General features: G+C 36.1%; 18 protein-coding genes. 7 read left to right on the forward strand and 11 right to left on the reverse strand.

Going from position 1 to position 18,994, the window contains the following annotated elements; genetic code table 11:
* The first annotated feature begins 1 nt into the window (after position 1).
* Positions 2–559 carry a vancomycin high temperature exclusion protein gene (locus CQ022_RS02385; protein ID WP_408915355.1) on the forward strand — a complete coding sequence of 186 codons (558 nt, stop codon included), beginning with the start codon at positions 2–4 and terminating at the stop codon, positions 557–559.
* On the opposite strand, the gene CQ022_RS02390 is transcribed toward CQ022_RS02385, so the two are convergent.
* On the reverse strand, positions 556–3,165 hold the full coding sequence (locus CQ022_RS02390) for a BamA/TamA family outer membrane protein (RefSeq protein WP_105682528.1): 2,610 nt from the start codon (positions 3,163–3,165) through the stop codon (positions 556–558). The two genes, CQ022_RS02385 and CQ022_RS02390, sit on opposite strands and share 4 nt — an antisense overlap.
* On the opposite strand from CQ022_RS02390, the gene CQ022_RS02395 reads away from it, so the two are divergent.
* The gene (locus CQ022_RS02395) at positions 3,151–3,876 is read left to right on the forward strand and encodes a TrmH family RNA methyltransferase (protein ID WP_105682527.1); all 726 of its coding nucleotides are present in this window, start codon (positions 3,151–3,153) and stop codon (positions 3,874–3,876) included. The two genes, CQ022_RS02390 and CQ022_RS02395, sit on opposite strands and share 15 nt — an antisense overlap.
* 69 nt (positions 3,877–3,945) lie before the next feature.
* On the opposite strand, the gene CQ022_RS02400 is transcribed toward CQ022_RS02395, so the two are convergent.
* The 5 genes from CQ022_RS02400 to porQ all read right to left on the reverse strand — a co-directional run bounded on the left by CQ022_RS02400 (position 3,946) and on the right by porQ (position 7,038).
* On the reverse strand, positions 3,946–4,446 hold the full coding sequence (locus CQ022_RS02400; protein ID WP_105682526.1) for a phosphoribosyl-ATP pyrophosphatase: 501 nt from the start codon (positions 4,444–4,446) through the stop codon (positions 3,946–3,948).
* Positions 4,447–4,449: 3 nt separating this feature from the next.
* Positions 4,450–4,758 carry a phage holin family protein gene (locus CQ022_RS02405; RefSeq protein WP_034694332.1) on the reverse strand — a complete coding sequence of 103 codons (309 nt, stop codon included), beginning with the start codon at positions 4,756–4,758 and terminating at the stop codon, positions 4,450–4,452.
* An 84-nt stretch (positions 4,759–4,842) separates the two neighbouring features.
* Positions 4,843–5,193, reverse strand: coding sequence for a YtxH domain-containing protein (locus CQ022_RS02410; protein ID WP_105682525.1), 351 nt, complete (start codon positions 5,191–5,193; stop codon positions 4,843–4,845).
* A 95-nt stretch (positions 5,194–5,288) separates the two neighbouring features.
* On the reverse strand, positions 5,289–5,963 hold the full coding sequence (gene cmk / locus CQ022_RS02415; RefSeq protein WP_105682524.1) for a (d)CMP kinase: 675 nt from the start codon (positions 5,961–5,963) through the stop codon (positions 5,289–5,291).
* 82 nt (positions 5,964–6,045) lie between these two features.
* Entirely contained in the window at positions 6,046–7,038 is a 993-nt protein-coding gene (gene porQ, locus CQ022_RS02420) for a type IX secretion system protein PorQ (protein WP_105682523.1), read from the reverse strand.
* A gap of 167 nt (positions 7,039–7,205) precedes the next feature.
* Between porQ and pyrH the strand changes: the two genes are divergently transcribed.
* Positions 7,206–7,913, forward strand: a complete 708-nt coding sequence (gene pyrH, locus CQ022_RS02425; protein WP_105682522.1) for a UMP kinase — start codon at positions 7,206–7,208, stop codon at positions 7,911–7,913.
* 79 nt (positions 7,914–7,992) lie between these two features.
* Here pyrH and CQ022_RS02430 read toward each other — a convergent pair whose 3' ends face one another.
* On the reverse strand, positions 7,993–9,348 hold the full coding sequence (locus CQ022_RS02430; RefSeq protein WP_105682521.1) for a lipase family protein: 1,356 nt from the start codon (positions 9,346–9,348) through the stop codon (positions 7,993–7,995).
* A gap of 331 nt (positions 9,349–9,679) precedes the next feature.
* On the opposite strand from CQ022_RS02430, the gene CQ022_RS02435 reads away from it, so the two are divergent.
* From CQ022_RS02435 to CQ022_RS02450, 4 genes are all read left to right on the forward strand, one after another.
* Positions 9,680–9,940 carry a hypothetical protein gene (locus tag CQ022_RS02435; RefSeq protein ID WP_105682520.1) on the forward strand — a complete coding sequence of 87 codons (261 nt, stop codon included), beginning with the start codon at positions 9,680–9,682 and terminating at the stop codon, positions 9,938–9,940.
* Between the two features lie 53 nt (positions 9,941–9,993).
* Complete coding sequence (locus CQ022_RS02440) at positions 9,994–10,980, forward strand: GTP pyrophosphokinase family protein (protein ID WP_105682519.1); 987 nt, start codon at positions 9,994–9,996, stop codon at positions 10,978–10,980.
* Between the two features lie 334 nt (positions 10,981–11,314).
* On the forward strand, positions 11,315–11,869 hold the full coding sequence (gene frr, locus CQ022_RS02445) for a ribosome recycling factor (RefSeq protein WP_105682518.1): 555 nt from the start codon (positions 11,315–11,317) through the stop codon (positions 11,867–11,869).
* Positions 11,870–12,050: 181 nt separating this feature from the next.
* Positions 12,051–13,112 (forward strand): 3-oxoacyl-ACP synthase III family protein, encoded by a 1,062-nt coding sequence (locus CQ022_RS02450; protein WP_105682517.1) that lies wholly within the window; start codon positions 12,051–12,053, stop codon positions 13,110–13,112.
* Positions 13,113–13,156: 44 nt separating this feature from the next.
* Here CQ022_RS02450 and CQ022_RS02455 read toward each other — a convergent pair whose 3' ends face one another.
* The 4 genes from CQ022_RS02455 to CQ022_RS02470 form a co-directional block, all read right to left on the reverse strand.
* A complete protein-coding gene (locus CQ022_RS02455) occupies positions 13,157–13,801 on the reverse strand; it encodes a hypothetical protein (RefSeq protein ID WP_123875859.1) in 645 nt (214 codons plus the stop codon).
* Between the two features lie 121 nt (positions 13,802–13,922).
* The gene (locus CQ022_RS02460) at positions 13,923–15,380 is read right to left on the reverse strand and encodes an LptF/LptG family permease (protein WP_105682515.1); all 1,458 of its coding nucleotides are present in this window, start codon (positions 15,378–15,380) and stop codon (positions 13,923–13,925) included.
* Positions 15,381–15,490: 110 nt separating this feature from the next.
* Positions 15,491–16,138, reverse strand: a complete 648-nt coding sequence (locus CQ022_RS02465) for a LolA family protein (protein ID WP_105682514.1) — start codon at positions 16,136–16,138, stop codon at positions 15,491–15,493.
* 63 nt (positions 16,139–16,201) lie between these two features.
* Positions 16,202–18,781: an FtsK/SpoIIIE family DNA translocase gene (locus CQ022_RS02470; RefSeq protein WP_105682513.1), complete on the reverse strand. Its 2,580-nt coding sequence runs from the start codon at positions 18,779–18,781 to the stop codon at positions 16,202–16,204.
* Positions 18,782–18,994: the final 213 nt, after the last annotated feature.

Below are 18,994 nucleotides of genomic sequence, written 5' to 3' on the forward strand. Positions count from 1 at the left end.
AATGATATGTTTCTGTAATGTGTGGGTTTTCGGGCTTACCAACGGGCGAACCTATACTAAAATCTCAAAAATTCCCCCAAGAGAAATAGCACTCGTTCTGGGCACATCTCCAAAAATGAGATCCGGAAAATCGAATCCTTATTTCACGAAAAGAATGGATGCCGCTGCACTTCTTTATCATCACGGGAAAATCAAAAAGATTATTGTGAGTGGAGAGAAAAGTAAGGGGTATAATGAGCCGGGTGCCATGAAAAATTATCTGGTTAACCAGGAAGGTGTTCCGGAAGATATTATTGTAGAAGATCCGAAAGGTTTTAATACCTATAAAAGTATTCTCCGTTGTAAGGATGTTTATAAAAAGAAAAATGTCATTATTGTTTCTCAGGGATACCACAATCTAAGGGCATTGTTTTTTGCCAGAAATAATGATATGAATGCGTTGGGATTTGATGCGCAGGATGTCACAAAACCGGAGAGTTTTTACAGAAATCAGACGAGGGAAATCCTCGCCCGTGTGATTGCTGTAGTCTATTTTATTTTAGGTGTTTCTCCGGATTAGAAAGGATATCCGAAGGCAATATTAACCGTAGGTTTAAAAGGTTGAATATTTTTGAACCTCCATCGGTCGCCTTCAGGTTTATTCGGGTCATAGATCTTGTATGCAAGGTCAATTCTTGCTGTTACATAGGCAATATTTAACCTTAGTCCGAACCCACTTCCGATACCCACCTGCTTCCAGAACTTACCGAATTTAAATTCATCTCCATAGCCGTCATTATAGTTACGAAGACTCCATGTATTCCCGATATCGGTAAATAAAGCTCCTTCGTAAGTTTTATTGAAAGGAATTCTATATTCAATATTGGTGGTAAGTTTTACATTGTCCGTCATATAGGTACGAACTCTTTCATCCACCTGAGAATCGGCAGGACCTAATCCCCCAAAGGCTACCCAGGCTCTGATATCATTGGAACCTCCATTGAAATAAGACTTGATGATGGGCATATCCTGAGAGTTTCCAAAAGGAATTCCAACTCCGATAAACTGACGAAGTACTAACGTCTGATTTCCGTTAAACTTGAAATACTTTCTAGTGTCAATATCAAATTTTACAAATTGTGCATAAGGCAACCCGAAAATAGTTCTCTGTGGACCGGTAACAATACCTCCGTCATTATCTTTTTTATTGAATAAGCTTAAGATGTTACCTGCAAGTTCTACTTTTCCGTTAAAATAAAATGCATTGGGATATTCTTTTTTTCCAATTTCACTATATACAAAGTTGTAGATCATGGAAGAAATAAGGACATCCTGAGTTTGTCTGTCTTTGTTGACCAATGTCCCTCTGAATGCTGTCAGAAGATCAGTACCTTGCTGGTTAAGACTCGCGCGGTAAGCATCGTTCTCGATAATTTTCTTGGAAACCTCATCTACGCTGAGTTTTCCATCTTTATAATCTTGCCCGGTTTGTGCAGTTTCAGGGCTAAACATAAAATAATTTCCGAAGACTTCATCTTTTACCCTTCCGTCATTTACAAAATAATCGTAGTAAGCATCTTTATTTTTCGTCAGACTGACCTGAGTATTGAATAAGGTAAGCTTATGATATACCTGATCATTAACACTTGCCTGGTAGTTTAATCCCGTGTTAAAAATCAATCTTCCCAAACCGATATTGTTCTGTATGGATGCTCCAAGCAGAATAGATGATGTAGGTGTATATCGTTTTGGAATAAATTTATAATAATTAAAAGGAAGCAACAATCTAGGGAAGTTCAGGGATGCCTGAGCTGATATTTCGTATGCCGCAACTCTTTTACTGATATCTTTTGTACTTCTGATAGAACCAAATGTTCCTGAAAGGCTGGTAGAAAGGTTTTCTGCTCCTCTGAAGACATTTCTGGTGGTAAGGTCAACAGAAGGAGAGATCCCCAGATTTAAAATCTGAGAATAATTAATATCAGTTCCCACTTTAAGCTCATATTTCGGAAGAGGTTTCAATACATACAGAACATCAACAATACTGTCGTTAGGAGAGGTCATTCCTCCTTGTCTCAGAGAGTCTCTTGCTTTAACGATGCTAAAGTTGTTCATCGCTAAAAGATTTCTCTTGGTGACATCCAGTTTTGTCTGGTCGAAAACCTTTTTACTGTCCGGAATAATAGCTCTCCATACGGATGAAAGTTTGTATTTATCATTTACCGTATGGAATCTTATTCTCCTTAAGCTGTCTTTTTTGGTATTTTTAGGATAATCACCAGGTTCATCCACAATGGCAACATCAATATTTCCAAAAGTGGCTATCTTATAAGGAGTATCCAGGGAATCTTTATGAATTTCCAGGGTTAAAGGAACCTGCTTTCTGCTTTTAAGAGAATCTGCGACAAAATAAACCTCATCATTGGAGGCATTGAATCTATAGAAACCAAATTCTCTCATCAGATCAGTAATTCGGGTTACTTCTCTTTCCAGAACAGTCTGATCAAGAATCTGCCCTGATCTTACAAGGCTTCTGTTCAGGTTGTAGTTGTAATACCCTTTGATCCCCTGATCCGGAATATTATAGAAATAATCCTTGATGCGTGTAGGCTCGTTATGTTTGATAGAATAATTAACAGATGCCTTTTTGGATGCGGAATCCAATGTGTGTTTAAAGTTTACATCAGCATCCCAAAATCCTCTGTAGGTAAGCCTTTTCTTAATAGACTCCGCACTTTTTTCACTTCTGGTCTGATCAAGAATTACCGGTGGGGTTCCCCAATTGTGTAATAAACGGTCGAAAAGCAGACTTTTTCCTACACTGCTTTTCATATTATATTTAAGAAATAATGAGTCTCTCAGTTTCTGATTTCTCATCTCACCGGGATAGGTCATATATTCATTAAGTATCGTGTCGTATTTCGGATCTGCCATATTATACAGAAGGAGACTTAATGGCATGAAAAGAAATTGCTTCTTGTTAGGCTTTTGCTGAATGTAATCTTTCAGTTCTTCATCGAAAAATTCTCTCTTATCCTCGAACCCTAAAGTATTCTTAGTAAGCAGATATTCGCCTTCTGGAACTTTTTTTGTCGTACTACAAGCATAAAGGAGACCAACAAATGTTGCAAATGAGATAATTTTATAATATTTTTGAGGAGAATTCTTATAATGCTTACAGCTCATACAATAAAAGTTTTACAATCTTTAGATAAAAAGAAGTTCAGACAAAAATACAATTTGTTTTTGGTTGAAGGTAATAAAATCATTTGTGAACTTTTTAATTCTAACATTAAAGTTAAAGAAATATTGTCAACGGATCCACAAAAATTGGACCGTAGTGATACTCTTGTGACCCATATCTCTGAAAATGAATTAAAAAAAATTAGTTTTCTTAAAACACCAAAAGATTCTGTAGCGGTATGTTATCTTGCCGAGGAAGAAAAATGGGAAGATAAGAATATACAGCTGGTTTTGGATGGGATACAGGATCCTGGAAATTTAGGAACGATTATACGTCTGGCAGACTGGTTTGGAATTGAACAGATTATTTGTAGTGAAGATACGGTAGATGTATACAATCCGAAAGTGATTCAGGCGACAATGGGTTCTTTTACCAGAGTGAATGTCGTTTATACTGATCTTGTGGAATATCTTTCTTCAACAGAAAATGTAAACATAGGAACGGATATGGAAGGGGAGAACATCTATACTTTTGAGAAACCGGAAAAGATGAATCTTATTTTAGGGAATGAAGGAAACGGAATGAGACCGGAAACGGAAAAATTGTTACAAAAAAGTATAAGTATTCCGAGATTTGGAAAATCCCAGTCTACAGAAAGCCTGAATGTATCTATGGCTGCCGGGATTATTTTAGGACAGTTATTTTCAAAATAAGAAGCTAGAAACTAGAGGTTAGAATTGAGTATAAACTATACGCTAACTTCTAGTTTCTAACATCTAAATTTATATAAGTTGTTCCATACTTGAAACACTTTTGTTTTTCTGATAGACCTCCATTTTTTTTCTGACATACTTCAGCGCTACAGGAGCTAGGTAGATCAATGCTGCGCCAATCAGTTTTTTCTTCCAGTTGGAGCTTTTCATATTCTTTTTGGCATAGTTTCCTACGATAGCAGTAACACCAAGCTTAACAAGGCTGTCTGTAATATTTCCCCCTTTGAAAGCAGAGCTTGCAATTCCTACAGCCGTATTTTTATTAATCAGTAAATCTTTTACCTCTGAGGTAAGTTGTTTAGCAATGACATCCTTTCTCAGAACTACTTTTTCATCACCGTCTTCATCTACTTTTTCCTGAAGATACTGGTCACTTAAGCCATTGGTAAATGCACTTAGGCTTTCCTTCGTATTTTTGAAGGTAAGAAGATTCTCCAGATCACTTATTTCACTTTGAAGCAGTTTTTTCTTTCTTCTTAATTCTTCTATGCTCTCGTATTTTCTGCCCATAGTTTAATGATTTAAAAATTTAATAACCTGATCTGCAACAGTATTGACAATCTTAGTTTTGAAAGCAACCACAAACGCCATGACTAGCGCATAAAATGCAGCAACAATTAAGAATCCATATGAGTAATTATCCAGTGCTTTTCCAATAAGGAAAGCAATTCCAAAATTGAAGAGGATAATAAAAAAAGCAAAAGCAACAAGCAATACTACAAAGTAAGTAATGAGCCCAGCAGAAAGAGACGACTTTTCAGTCGCTTCAATTTTCAGAAGATCTATTCTCTTGGAGGCATATTCTTTAATAGTTTCTATCATTGTTTTTTTTTAAAGTTACAAAAAAAGGAACTTTCGCACAAAAGTTCCTTTCCGTAATTTACTTAAAAAGATAAATTACTTATTTTATTTTTTCAGATCATTCAGTTCCGCTTCTACATCTTTTGCCAAATCTGCAGTTTTGGAAACAATCTGATCTTTGTATTTATCATATCCGTCTTTCACAGTATGTGCTACGCTGTTTGCAGTTTCTTTGAAAGTAGAAGAAATATTGCTGTACTGGTCTTTCATTTTTTCAGAAACCTCTCCGTATTTATCTTTAGCCTGATCTTTAAGATCATTTGCTTTATTTTTAATTTTTTTTCTGGTTTCTTTACCTTCTTCCGGTGCGTATAACATTCCTAAGATTACACCTGCCGCAGCACCTGCAAGAAGTCCTGCCAATATACCTGCTGTATTATTTCCTTTTCTAGACATTTTAAGTTTTTTAATAATTAATAATAGATTAGTTTTTACAGTAATAAAACTTGCAATTTGTATACCAAAGGAGGCGTGATGCCTATTAAAAATTGTTAAATCTTTTCGATGTGAGATAAAATAAGTTCTATGGTTTCTTCTTTGGTTAATTCAGAATTGTCAATCACGATAGCATCGTCAGCCTGCTTTAATGGGGCTATTTCACGCTCACTGTCGATCTTGTCACGTTCTATAAGGTTTTGCTTTACCTGTTCTTTATCGGCTTCTATTCCCAGGCCTTTCAGTTCTAAAAATCTTCTGTTGGTTCTTTCGTCAATACTGGCAGTCAGGAAGAATTTATAGTCCGCATTTGGCAGAACTACTGTCCCAATGTCACGTCCGTCCATAATTACGCCGCCTTTTTCTGCCAAAGTGCGCTGTGACTGCAGCAAAAAGTCTCTTACTTCTTTCTGTTTGGCAACAAGACTTACGTTGTCAGATACGATATTAGTACGGATTTCCTTGGAGATATCTGTATCATTGAGGAAAAGAATAAGGGTTCCGTTGTTGTTTTTAAATTCAAGTCTGATCTGATCAAAAGAAGAAAATAATGTATTCAGATCAATTTCACCATTTTCATTCAGACAGCGCTGCAGAGCGTACCAGGTAACTCCTCTGTAAAGTGCTCCTGTATCCATATGAATAAGTCCCAATTTATCAGCAATGATTTTAGAGATAGAACTTTTTCCGGTAGACGAGTACCCATCGATAGCAATTACAGGTTTTTTCATACTGCAAATTTCAAGATTTTTTTTAAAAAATCAAGAGGAAGTAAGAAATTTTCGGAATAATTAAAAAAATCAGCTGAAAAGATTACTCTCCTCTGTGGCTGGAAAGATCCATGGAAATTCCTATCTGGTTGACATTTGAAGAGTTGTGATACCTTACGTGGGCATAGTCAATACGGAATCTGGAAATTTTAATTCCAAATCCTGCAGAAAGTCCTGAAAAGTTTCTCTGGTCCGCAACAGCCAGCTCATTTCCTCTTTTCACATTATAACCCAATCGGATATTGAAGTTCTTTTCCGGAAACAATTCTGCTCCCAATGAAAAGTGGTCAGCAATTTTTCTTCCGGTTTTTACTTCCTGTCCATCCAGATTATACTCTGAAGAAATATCAAATTTCTGAAGATCATGTGCTGTAATGGTAATTGCAAGAGGGAAGTTCTTGATGATTTTGGTATATCCCAGATCAATTCTGAACGGAAGGTTTTCTCTTGTTCCGTTGAATGATTTCAGCTGGAAACCAAAGTTTCTCATCACCAGGGAAAGTACTTCTTTGGTCTTTTTATTATGGTAGGTAACTCCCGCTGTTCCTGAGATGGCGGAAGAAGTATAGTTGTCAATTTTTGAGGTAACGAAATTAAGACCTCCACCAATCGTCCAGTCTTCTTCAAACTGGTAGGCATAGCCTGCGCCAATGGCTACATCTGAAGCTTTGAATTCTCCGTTTTCGAAACCGCTTTCGTCAGTCCTCGGAATACTTCCATAGCTCATGTATCTAGCATTGATGGTAGCCATGTGGCCATTCTCAAAGTCTTTGGCATAAGCAATAGTTCCGTATTTCGAATCGGCAAGGTAAGCCGTTGCGTTTACAGAAAGCTGTTTATCAGAATCTTTGTTTAACAGGGCAGGGTTTGCAATAGCAAAGGAAACATCATAATCTCTTATCGAAATTGCATCGCCACCCAAAGCAGCCTGTCTTGCAGATACAGGCACATTTAAGAACGGATAAACATTTGTTCCTGTTTGCGCATAAGAAACAATTCCTGATAGAAATAATGAAAAAATGATAATTTTCTTCAACTCAATTTATAATTAATGCAAAAATAATCCTTTTTCGTACTTTTCAAAATATTTCTTACATTATTTCTATTTAAATATTTTTCTTTTATCAATATTTTTAATGATTATATTTGCAAAATCAAATTCTGGGGAAACCAGTACTAATAAAAAGTTACTAAAAATAAAAGATGAAATATAAAAGAATCCTTCTGAAACTAAGCGGTGAGGCCTTAATGGGGAACAGACAATACGGTATTGACAACGACAGGCTGCAGGAATATGCTGCTGAGATCAAAAAAGTAGTTGATAAAGGATGTGAAGTAGCCATCGTAATTGGAGGAGGAAATATTTTCCGTGGTGTAGCAGGAGCAGCCAAAGGAATGGACAGAGTGCAGGGAGACTATATGGGAATGCTGGCAACTGTTATCAATGGGATGGCCTTGCAGGGAGCATTGGAAGATGCAGGAATCAAGACCAGACTTCAGTCTGCTATCGAAATGGATAAAGTGGCTGAACCTTTCATCAAAAGAAGAGCAGTAAGACACCTTGAAAAAGGAAGAGTAGTAATTTTCGGAGCGGGAACAGGAAACCCTTATTTTACTACAGATACCGCTGCTACCTTAAGAGCCATCGAAATTGGAGCTGATGTCATCCTAAAAGGAACAAGAGTAGACGGAATCTATGACAGTGATCCTGAAAAGAATGTTAATGCAGTAAAATACAATTCATTATCTTTTGATGAAGTATTCGAGAAAAATCTTAAAGTAATGGATATGACTGCATTTACTTTAAGCCACGAAAATAAGTTGCCAATCATTGTATTCGATATGAATAAGGATGGAAATTTAGAAAAAATCGTAGACGGAGAGAATGTAGGTACTTTGGTTGATTTATAATCAATCTTGTCCCTAAAAAATATTAAAACACCTGCCATGATTATTGTGGCAGGTGTTTTTGTTTTAACACTAATCTTAATTATTTATCCGCACTGGCATTTTGCGTGGCATTTTCTTTTTCAACCAAAACATAACGGGAAGAAATCCACCCAATGATCTGATCTATTATCTTAAGAATCATCTCCAATTCGGTAACAGCAGTTACTCCAGGTACCAGTTTCAAATCTGGTTTTGGTAATGGCTGTGTTAAAATAAGACCATTCACTTGTGGATTAGACCCTTCCGCAGGAATACCATTATACATTCCCACATGCTGTACGGATAGCTGAAGCATATAGTCTTGCAAAGACTCAGGCGGTGTTTTGATGCTAATCGAGGAGGCACTTGAGTGTTGAAGTTGACCCGGAAGCGATTGGTTCTGTATTCTTGTATAGCTGGCTCCTGAATTTGAAGAATCACTAATTGCCATCTTTTGTAAAGCGTTTAATAAAGCAGCTGTCATATAGGTAGGGGCCTGGCCATAAATAGTTGCGATTTTTGCCAGTTCCGATACCGGCCATGCATGAGGCACAACGTCCAGATCATTCCAGTGCATGGTATTCCAGCTTTGGTAAGTGCCTGTCTGTTGCTGCCACCCTGAAGGCAATGGCGGGAATTTACTGTTGAACAGATTAGCAAATGCAGCCTCACCTGGAGTTGGTCCGGCAGTAGGATATACAAGCGTTACCCCGAAAGCATCCAGATCTTTATTCTCTTTCAGATAAAGGGCAAGGGTAGGAGATAATGCTCCGGCAAGGCTATGTCCACAAAATATAATGGCTGTATTCGGGTCGGGATTTAAGCTGGCAAGAAACTGTTGCAGTGTGGTATTAGGTGAAGCGGCAGATTGAGGACTTGTAAGCCCTAGTAGTATACCTATTCCAGTGGCAGTCCCTTTTGAAATATAAGGATCTGTACCATTATAAGATGACGGAGCGAAATTGGAAGGGTTATAAGTGGTCCAGTTGACCACTTCTGAAACTGAAAAATCTTCTGTTTCCCAATCGTAAAGTGATGAAGGATTGGTAGCAGCAATAGCTACAACATAAGTAGGCAATGTAGGTCCTCCGGGAAATGCAACAGCATTAGACTTAACGACATATAATGCATTATCTGCAACTCCGGTAGGAACTCCCTTTTCATTTTTTTCTTCGATCAGGGCTGGCCCCCAGACCAAATCCCAGTTTCCTAATTCCGATACGGCTGAAGGATTAGCTGTGGAAGGTGTTTTCTGATCCATTATCTTAACCGGAGGAACATTGTTAAAATAATAGGATAAATCATACTGAAGCTGCTGCTGTAGTTGGATACCAAAACCGTTGTAGCCTCCGGCACGGTTGGCAAGACCTGCCATACCGAAAACTTGTTGATAGGCATCTAATGATGGATTTGTCATGATTTGATGGATTTAAATGAGTTTTAAATTTTTTATTCATAAGAAATGTCTTCTTTGAGACTTTCTGTTTGCTTTCCAGATATTATACTCAAATACCTGCTAATGTTCTGATTAAAAAACATAGTAAAGGAAGTTATAAAAAATCATATCACACTAAGTAGAAATAACCAAAATGTTCGGTAGGTATTTGTACCCGAAGTTTTTGTTCAATATTATATTTTCATGTGGAAAGTAATTTTCTTTTTTTTAAAGAAAATGTAAGTGTATAAAATCCTGTATATTATTTGTAAAACAGAAGTAAATCACTATATTAGAGATAAACGATGTTTTTATGTTAGTGAAATATGTAGTAAAGAAACAAAAGTGTCATGAGTGGATGGTAATGTGTGGATATGATTACAAAGAAATCTTATTTTCAGAATTAGAAGAAAGTAAAAAGCAAGGTTGGGAATTTGTTCGAAAAAAGATATTTCTGATTACTGACTTCTGTGATTTTTATAGTACCTCAAATAGATCTGATAGATTAGCAATAATTGGTATTACCGTAGGCTTATTAGCTGTAGTAATTTCTATTATCGGGCTATTTAAATAACAGCCTTCTCTTTGAGATGGCTTTTTGTTATATTTGTGAAAACTAGTAATTAGATGGCAAAAATGGATTCAAATGAAATTGAAGAAGAATACAAAAGTATCAGTGCTGATCTGACAAGTTTTGAAAATGCTCTAATAGAGCAATTAGATAAGCTTTTTAAAGATATTAAGTTAGGCTTCCCAATTCAACATCGGGTTAAAACACTTAATTCAATAAAAGAAAAGCACGAATCCAAAAGATACACAATAAAAAAATCTATACAAGAGCTTCAAGACCTTGTTGGATTTAGGATTATTTTACTATTTAAAAGAGATGTCGCTTCGGTTATTAAACTCTTGGAGGAGAATTTTGATATTGTCAATTCTTACGACACGAGTGATAAACTATCTCACGATCAATTTGGTTATTCCTCAAAACATTTAACTTTAAAAATAAAGAAAGAATGGCTTAATGTTCCAACTTTTAGAGGCTTTGAAAATTATACTGCAGAGATTCAAGTGAGAACACTATCACAACATAACTGGGCTGAGACCTCAAACGCATTACAATACAAAAATGAGACTAACGTTCCTAAAGAAATATTAAGATCTATAGGTAGATTATCAGCGCTTCTTGAGACAATAGATTTGGAGCTGGAGAGAACCTTGAGTGAGAGAGAAGTCTATATATCACAAATAAATCTAAATGAAAGCAATGAGTTAAATATCGAAACATTAAAAATAGTACTAAATAATTGTTTACCAGAAAATCTTGAAAGAGATAGTGAGAATTATTCAGGTTTGATGAGATTGTTAGCATTTTTTGAAATAACAAAAGTTGATGAGTTGATTAAAGTGATTCAACATAATGTTCAATTTCCTGATAATAAAAACACTTCAAAAGTTAGATTCAGAGTAGGAAAAGCTGATTCTTGGAAAAGTAATGAGATGGTTGTTATTACTAATGTTTCAAGTTTAATTGTTTTAATGTTATTGTATTCAGATCATAAAAAATGGGATGAGTATGTAAAATATTCTGAAGCAAATTCTTTTATTTTTTAAAGCCAGGATTAATTTATTATTAGTTTAACCTATAACAGGAGGAATTATGAAACAAGAAAACCCTAGTAACTTAGTTTTTGTTTCTATAATCTAAAAAGGCTGGTCATAAAAATAATTTTATGGCTCGTCTTATTTTAAAAATATCAACGTTTTCACAAAATACAGAATGCAGTCTTACCAAAATATGGAAATAATCATTATTTTTGCAGCACTGAATAGTAAAAAATAATTTAAAACAGTAAGAAAACCCTGATGTTTACAGTGTTTTTGGGTTTAATTAGTTGATATTCAGTTGAATTAATAGATGTGTAATTTATCAAACTTTAATATAATAATGGAAGAATTAGATCTTATATTAGAATCTGTAAAACAAGACATGGATGCAGCGGTAAAGCACCTGGATCACGCATTTCAAAGAATTAGAGCAGGACGTGCTTCTACATCAATGGTTCAGGATGTAATGGTAGAATATTATGGAGCAATGACTCCTATCAACCAGGTTGCGAATGTCTCTGTTCCGGATGCAATGACAATCTCTATTCAACCTTGGGACAGAACAGCAATCAATGCGATTGAAAAAGCGATTATCAATTCCAACTTAGGTTTTGCGCCTTCTAACAATGGAGAAAACATTATCCTTAATGTTCCGCCTTTAACAGAGGAAAGAAGAAAGGAACTTGCAAAGCAGGCTAAAGTAGAATCTGAGAACACTAAAGTAACGGTAAGAAACGCAAGACAGGATGGTTTGAAAGAACTTAAAAAGCTGGATGGAGTTTCTGAAGATGTATTGAAAGGTGTAGAAGAAGAAATTCAGACTTACACTGATAAATACGTTAAGCTTTGCGATGAGCATCTTAAGACAAAAGAAGCTGAAATTATGAAAGTATGATTTTCAGTTTTGAAAATAATGAAGGGGTTTCAAATGAGAGGCCTCTTTTTTTATGTAAATTGTTTTTTACAATGTAATACATTCTTATTTTATACTATATTGATAAATATTTACGTTCATTCATTATATTTAATAAAATTATTCCTGGTGTCTAATTAAAAAACAGGAAACGAATACTAAAATGATGACAAAAATTATCGGGGTAGGAAACTATATCCCATCGGAAACAATAACCAATTTATTTTTTGATAACCATGTTTTTCTTAATGAAGAAGGGATATTGTTAAAAGAGGATAATGCCTCCATTACAGATAAGCTAAAAAAGATTACAGGCATTGAAGAAAGAAGATATGCGCACAGTACACAGGTCACCTCAGATCTGGGATTGATTGCAGCACGTTCAGCAATAGAAAATGCAGGAATAGATCCTGAAACATTAGACTATATTATATTTGCCCATAATTTTGGGGATGTTCGTTTCGGAACAGTTCAGTCGGATATGGTGCCCAGTCTTGCTGCCAGGGTAAAACATTTATTAGGAATCAGAAATAATTTCTGTGTTGCCTATGATGTTGTTTTTGGATGTCCGGGATGGATTGAAGGGGTCATACAGGCTCATGCATTTATTAAGTCCGGTATAGCGAAACGATGTTTGGTGATTGGAGCAGAAACCCTTTCCCGTGTGGCGGATATTCATGACAGAGATAGTATGATCTATGCTGACGGCGCAGGAGCAGCGGTTTTGGAAGTGAATCAGAATGATGATTCCGGGATTAAGTCTCATTTATCAGCTTCTTATACATTGGAAGAAAAAGATTATCTGTATTTTGGAAAATCTTATAACAATGAGAGATGTCCGGATACCCGATACATTAAAATGGATGGCCGAAAAATCTATGAATTTGCTCTTGTCAATGTCCCCGATGCCATGAAAAAATGTCTTGACAACAGTGGTTATTCTATTGATCAGTTAAATAAAATTATTATTCATCAGGCGAACGAAAAAATGGATGAAGCCATCGTGAGCAGGTTCTATCAATTGTATGGAAAACCGGTTCCGGAAAACATTATGCCTATGGTTATTCATAAACTGGGAAACAGCAGTGTCGCTACTATTCCCTCTTTGCTGACAATGATTCTGAAGGATGAGCTGGAACATCATAAAATCAGCAAAAATGATGTGGTTTTATTTGCTTCCGTAGGAGCAGGAATGAATATTAATGCTTTTGTTTATCAGTTTTAAAATATAAAAAAGAGATTGGCTCAAGGGTCCAATCTCTTTTGTTTTTATAAACATTGTATTGAGCCTTTCTGGTCTTTATGTTTTAATAGAGATTGGTAGCTCTTAAGGATTTCATCCACGCTACACTGAATTTCTTTTCCTGGAATAGTATCAGGAGCTGTTTTTTCTTTCTGATCGGATTTTATGCTGTATTTCTTTTCAAGACATTTCAGCGGCTGATTATTCTGTAGGTAGATACGGGTTTCTGTAATATCATCTTTGGTTACTGGTTTTTCGGGAGTGCCACCATCAAAACTCCACACAGTATCTTGTCTGAAAATAAAAAATGGTTTTCCATCTTTAATAAAATACTTTTCAGATCCGGAAAAATGACTGTGTTCTGCATAAAAATGTTCTATCACTTTAATTCCATCCTTGTCAGAATAGAAAGTAACTTCCCCTGAAGGTTCGTCATTACAATCATAATTGAATTTTGAAGAACTCAGCTTTTTAGTTTCCAACTGAGCCTGAAGGACAGCATATTCTTTTTTGATCTCAGCAATAGGGTCTTCTTCAGTGCTGCTCTGCATTGAATCCTTTTTTATCACAAGACTATCCCTGGAAACGGATTCTTTATAAGAAGTTTTCTCTTTTTCATTTTTACAGGAAACAATAAGAAGCAGACCTGCTGCCAGAAATAAGGTTTTCATGATAGATACTTTGGTGGCAGATAAAAATACAAAAAAATTAAAAGCATGAATGATCAATATAAAATCGTATAAAAAAAGCTCCGGAATTTCTCCGGAGCTTTCTTTTATTTCTATATCAGATTTATTGATATCTCTGATGTTCTTTACTTTTTGTAAACCTTTTCGTAATCGGTTTGAATAATGCTTTGTATTTCTCTGCATCAAATAACTGTGAATCTGTAAGGGCTTTGTACGTCATCCAGACTCCAAAAGGTAGAAGGATCAGGTTGGGAAGCCACGCTGCAAGATAAGGGTTCATTTTCCCACTCCAGGACATATTTTCCACCCCAACATTCATGACATAAAAGACAATGAAAATAACAATAGCGATGATGACCGGAAGTCCCATTCCTCCTTTTCTGATGATAGATCCTAAACTCGCCCCAATCAGGAAAAAGATAATACAGGTTACGGAATAGGCCACGATTCTTTGCTGGTAAATTACCACTTTACTGAAGTACTTTACATTGGAACTGTATTCATTCTTTTTGGACTCCAGTGTTGATTTCAGATTGTCAAGCCTGCTGTAGGAATTGTAAATAATTTCCAGCTTTTTTTCCCCTTTCACGGTATCCAGTTTGATCTGGGTTTTAGGAGCTACTTTATGCTTGTTACCCTTATCCATATAGGTAATGACAGAATTGGTCTGGTTAAGAACTTCCGCTCCGATATTATCAAAGAACTGTTTGTTATCTTTCTTGTTTTTGGCAATCGTTCCGTCAAGCTGGTTATAAGTCTGGAAACGATAGTCATCTGTAATCTGTTCTTTTTCTATGGCTTTATTGATGATTTCACTGATGTCAAAGTGCGAAACCAATGTATCAAATTTAATGGCCTGATCAGGCTGTTTTAGTCTTACATTATCACCTTTCCCGGCAAAAGCATCTTCAAAAACATATCCGTTATAAAGGACAAGCTTTAGAAAGTTCTTGTTAGCAGCCGGAACAAATTTTCCTTTTTCTGCTACCACAGATTGTTGATTTTCGTAAGCGTTTGCTTTTTTATGTACAAAAACACCTTCAATATTCTCTCCGTTTTCTCCGTATATTTTGTCAAACTTCACCATATAACCGGGAATCTGATCAATAAACTGCCCGGGAGTAAAGTTGATGGCCGGTTTTGTCTGGGCAATATTGAAAAGCATGTTTTTGGCTTTTTTCTGAAAATCCGGGATAATATTATTGGAGAAGAAAAACAACATGATGGCCAGTGCCGTTGAAATTCCAAGAAGGGGAATCATTACTCGGGTCAGAGGAATTCCTGCGGCTTTCATTGCTGCAAGCTCATAACGTTCTCCAAATTCACCGAATGACATAATGCTCGCCAGAAGGATCGTAAGGGGAAGAACCATACTGATTACGTTTACCCCAAGATAAAAGAGAAGCTTAAGGATTTGCCAGTAGCTTAATCCCTTTCCCATAAATTGTCCTAACTGAACCCAGATAATGTTTACAATAAAAATGAAAAACAATACGCTGAATATAAAGAAAAACGGTCCAAAGAAGGTTTTTATGATATATCGGTCTAGTATTTTTAACATGCGCCAAAATTAATCAAAAAGCCACAAAGTTTACTTGTGGCTTTTTATATTTTGTTATTTTTTTAACTTAAAAAGCAAATTTGCCTGGTTGCGAATTCACTTTCAGCTTTTTAAAGTTCTGTAATAATGTAGTTTTTGAACTTATTTTTGTCGAAAACAAACATATTAGGATCCAACTCCTGGTTTTCTTTGTATTCTTTAATAGCAATTACCGCAACATCTTTGTTGTTGCCATGCTGTTCAAGTTTTACCATTTGTTTTTTCGCAGAGTCTACAAAAAGATATACGTACTTTATTCCGTTTGCTTTTACCGGAGTCAGTTTAATAAAATCAGAATTCACCCCATTGACCATTTTCTTACCATTGTAGGTAACGTTATAATCATTTCTATAGGTCGTAAGGTAGTTGATAGGGGAGAACATGGTGCTGCTTCCGTTAGGTTTTGCAATGGTTACTTCCATATCATCAGCATTGATATTATAAATTTTGTTTCCGTCGAAGATCTGTTCTGTATCCATGATCTTCAGTTTGTATTTTTCTCCGGCAACATAATAAATACCAGGTTCTGTTTTTGCCACCTGCCCGTTAAGACCGCTTCCAAAAGAAAATTTGAAGTAAGAATTCTTTTTAGAATTGTAGTTGGCTGTAATATCATCCAATATCTTTTTAGCTTTAGCATCAATCTTCTGAGCATTCGCCATACCTACTGCACTTACAACAAAACTTCCTAATATAACTTTTGAAATAATATTTTTCATTTTTTTATTTAATAATCTTTAGACATTTTTAATTTTGAAAGGTTAAATCATTCAATTTTTCCTTTAACTACGCAGATCTTCCAAAAACTGTTCCAAAGAATGAAGGTCACTGATCAGAACCTCTCTTGCCTTAGCTCCGTTGAAACCTCCTACAATACCACTTGCTTCAAGCTGATCCATAATTCTTCCGGCTCTGTTATATCCCAGTTTCAATTGTCTCTGAAGCATCGATGTAGATCCCTGCTGCGTAGAAACGATGATCCTTGCTGCTTCTTCAAATAAAGCATCCTTTTCGTTCGGGTCAAAAGTACCTACTGTACTTGTAGAGTCTTCGGAAACATATTCAGGAAGCAATAACGCTGAAGCATAGCCTTTCTGTTCTCCGATAAATTCTGCCAGTCTTTCTACTTCTGGAGTATCTACGAAAGCACACTGAAGTCTTAAGATCTCGTTTCCGTTGAAATAAAGCATATCCCCTTTACCAATCAGCTGATCCGCTCCCGGAGAATCAAGAATAGTTCTGGAGTCTACACTGGAAATTACCCTGAAGGCAGCTCTCGCCGGGAAGTTAGCCTTGATCATACCTGTAATTACGTTCACGGATGGTCTTTGTGTGGCAACAATAAGGTGAATCCCTACGGCTCTTGCAAGCTGAGCAAGTCTGGCAATGGGTAATTCAACCTCTTTTCCTGCGGTCATAATCAAATCTGCAAACTCATCTACTACCAATACAATATAAGGCAAGTAACGGTGACCGTTTTCAGGATTTAATTTTCTCTCGGTAAATTTCTTATTGTATTCTTTTAAGTTTTTACAGAAAGCATTTTTAAGAAGATCATATCGTGTATCCATTTCAATACAAAGAGAGTTCAGTGTATTGATTACTTTATTGGTATCCGTAATGATGGCTTCTTCTGCATCCGGTAATTTTGCCAGATAATGTCTTTCAATTTTTGAGTATAATGAAAGTTCCACTTTCTTAGGGTCTACCATAACGAACTTCAGTTCGCTTGGGTGTTTTTTGTAAAGAAGAGAAGTAAGAATCGCATTAATACCAACAGATTTACCCTGACCTGTAGCTCCTGCCATCAATAAGTGAGGCATTTTTGAAAGGTCGGCCATGAAGATTTCGTTGGAAATAGTCTTTCCGAAAACTACCGGAAGATCCATATCCGTATTCTGGAATTTCTGAGAAGCAATCACAGAACGCATGGAAACCATGGTAGGATTTTTTCTTGGCACTTCAATACCGATAGTTCCTTTTCCAGGCATTGGAGCAATAATTCTGATCCCTAATGCAGAAAGGTTTAGCGCAATATCATCCTGTAGTTTTTTAATGGCTGCTACTCTGATTCCCGCTTCAGGAACAATTTCGTACAGGGTGACAGTAGGACCAATTGTTGCCTTGATCTCTGCAATTCCAACGTTGAAATTCTTAAGAAGTCCAACAATCTTATTTTTATTTTCTTCTAATTCTTCCTTATTGATAGAAATTTCTTCATTTCCATAGTCTTTCAGTAATTCTACAGGCGGCATCTGGAAATTGGGCAGATCAAGCTTATGGTCATACAGTCCGTGCTTTTCTACAAGTTCCTGAGACTTTTTATCAGAATCATCCAAAACATCAATCACCTGGGCTACTTCTACATTGAATTTAATGTTTTCCTGTGCAGGTGCGGGAGTTGCCACCGGAGACGGAGCAGATGGTCTGATGTCAAATGCTTCCTCCGGGCTGGAAACCGGAACAATAGGTTTCGCAGAAAGGTTTAAACTTACCGGTTGAGAAACATCTCTCGGTTCTGCTTCAAAAGAAGTATGGTTGGGAGTGGTAATCGTTTCTATCTCGCTTGAAACCGGAACTTCAGGAAATCCTTTCGGAGTACTTACCGGTTCTGGTTGTTTCATTGTATTAATCGGATTATTGACAGAGTGGTTTGTAACATCGGTTACTGTAACTCTGGAGGCCGTTTCCTCTTCTGTTTCCTCTGCTTCTTCTTTCAATTCCTCATCGGCCTCGAAATCATCATTAGAGTCCGGCATCATAGATTTTACTTTTCCAATAGTATTTTCATTGATCTTATCCAGTTTTGCTTTGATAGAGCTTGGACGAAGATTAAATTCAAGAATAAAATATAAAAGGATACTGGCCACGAGAACGGTCCACAAACCTACCGTTCCGATAATAGAGTTAAGGTAATCCATGATCTGATATCCGTACACACCTCCTAAAACACCTTGTCCTTTAGTAAGTGCTCCCATAAAGATAGGAAGCCAGCAGATAAAAAATAAAGAGTGACCAATCGTTTTCCAGGGCTTAAAGATTTTCTTTTTCAGGATCAGTGTACCCACAACAAGAAGTAAAAATGCGATGATAAATGAAGCAATCCCAATACTTTCAAAAATGAAAATATTCCCAAGCCAGTCACCTACCTTGCCAAAGATATTTGAAGATTTTATACTCTTGTCAAGCATAGTTCCAGCCTGGCTTTGATCTGCTTTCCAGTTCATCAGATAAGAAATGAATGAGAATGCAAGAACAGCCGATAAAAGTATAAAAGTAAGCCCGAAAAAAATACGTGGCTTAGATAAGATTCTGCCTTTTTCAGGCGATTCAGTCGGTTTTTTTTGTGTCTTTTTATCCATAATATCAATGTCGCAAATTTAATGTTTTATTCAACACTAAATGAATCTTTTTTATCCAAAAAACATTTTGGTAATCCCGCTTTTATAAAGGTTATTTAAATTTTTCCCCTTAAAAATATTTTCTTTTACAGTACAATAAAATAAGGCTATTTTTTTTGCTTATCCAAATCTGATACCGTTAAATTATATTAACGGATTAATATTTATATTTCT

The sequence above is a fragment of the Chryseobacterium culicis genome (assembly GCF_002979755.1).
Lineage (GTDB): Bacteria > Bacteroidota > Bacteroidia > Flavobacteriales > Weeksellaceae > Chryseobacterium > Chryseobacterium culicis_A.

Bases quoted from the DNA above. Each gene is read 5' to 3' on its own strand.
- CQ022_RS02385 (WP_408915355.1), top strand. From the start codon at position 2: ATGATATGTTTCTGTAATGTGTGGGTTTTCGGGCTTACCAACGGGCGA.
- CQ022_RS02395 (WP_105682527.1), top strand. From the start codon at position 3,151: ATGCTTACAGCTCATACAATAAAAGTTTTACAATCTTTAGATAAAAAG.
- CQ022_RS02390 (WP_105682528.1), bottom strand. From the start codon at position 3,165: ATGAGCTGTAAGCATTATAAGAATTCTCCTCAAAAATATTATAAAATT.
- CQ022_RS02400 (WP_105682526.1), bottom strand. From the start codon at position 4,446: ATGGGCAGAAAATACGAGAGCATAGAAGAATTAAGAAGAAAGAAAAAA.
- CQ022_RS02405 (WP_034694332.1), bottom strand. From the start codon at position 4,758: ATGATAGAAACTATTAAAGAATATGCCTCCAAGAGAATAGATCTTCTG.
- CQ022_RS02410 (WP_105682525.1), bottom strand. From the start codon at position 5,193: ATGTCTAGAAAAGGAAATAATACAGCAGGTATATTGGCAGGACTTCTT.
- cmk (WP_105682524.1), bottom strand. From the start codon at position 5,963: ATGAAAAAACCTGTAATTGCTATCGATGGGTACTCGTCTACCGGAAAA.
- pyrH (WP_105682522.1), top strand. From the start codon at position 7,206: ATGAAATATAAAAGAATCCTTCTGAAACTAAGCGGTGAGGCCTTAATG.
- CQ022_RS02430 (WP_105682521.1), bottom strand. From the start codon at position 9,348: ATGACAAATCCATCATTAGATGCCTATCAACAAGTTTTCGGTATGGCA.
- CQ022_RS02435 (WP_105682520.1), top strand. From the start codon at position 9,680: ATGTTAGTGAAATATGTAGTAAAGAAACAAAAGTGTCATGAGTGGATG.
- CQ022_RS02440 (WP_105682519.1), top strand. From the start codon at position 9,994: ATGGCAAAAATGGATTCAAATGAAATTGAAGAAGAATACAAAAGTATC.
- frr (WP_105682518.1), top strand. From the start codon at position 11,315: ATGGAAGAATTAGATCTTATATTAGAATCTGTAAAACAAGACATGGAT.
- CQ022_RS02450 (WP_105682517.1), top strand. From the start codon at position 12,051: ATGATGACAAAAATTATCGGGGTAGGAAACTATATCCCATCGGAAACA.
- CQ022_RS02455 (WP_123875859.1), bottom strand. From the start codon at position 13,801: ATGAAAACCTTATTTCTGGCAGCAGGTCTGCTTCTTATTGTTTCCTGT.
- CQ022_RS02460 (WP_105682515.1), bottom strand. From the start codon at position 15,380: ATGTTAAAAATACTAGACCGATATATCATAAAAACCTTCTTTGGACCG.
- CQ022_RS02465 (WP_105682514.1), bottom strand. From the start codon at position 16,138: ATGAAAAATATTATTTCAAAAGTTATATTAGGAAGTTTTGTTGTAAGT.
- CQ022_RS02470 (WP_105682513.1), bottom strand. From the start codon at position 18,781: ATGGATAAAAAGACACAAAAAAAACCGACTGAATCGCCTGAAAAAGGC.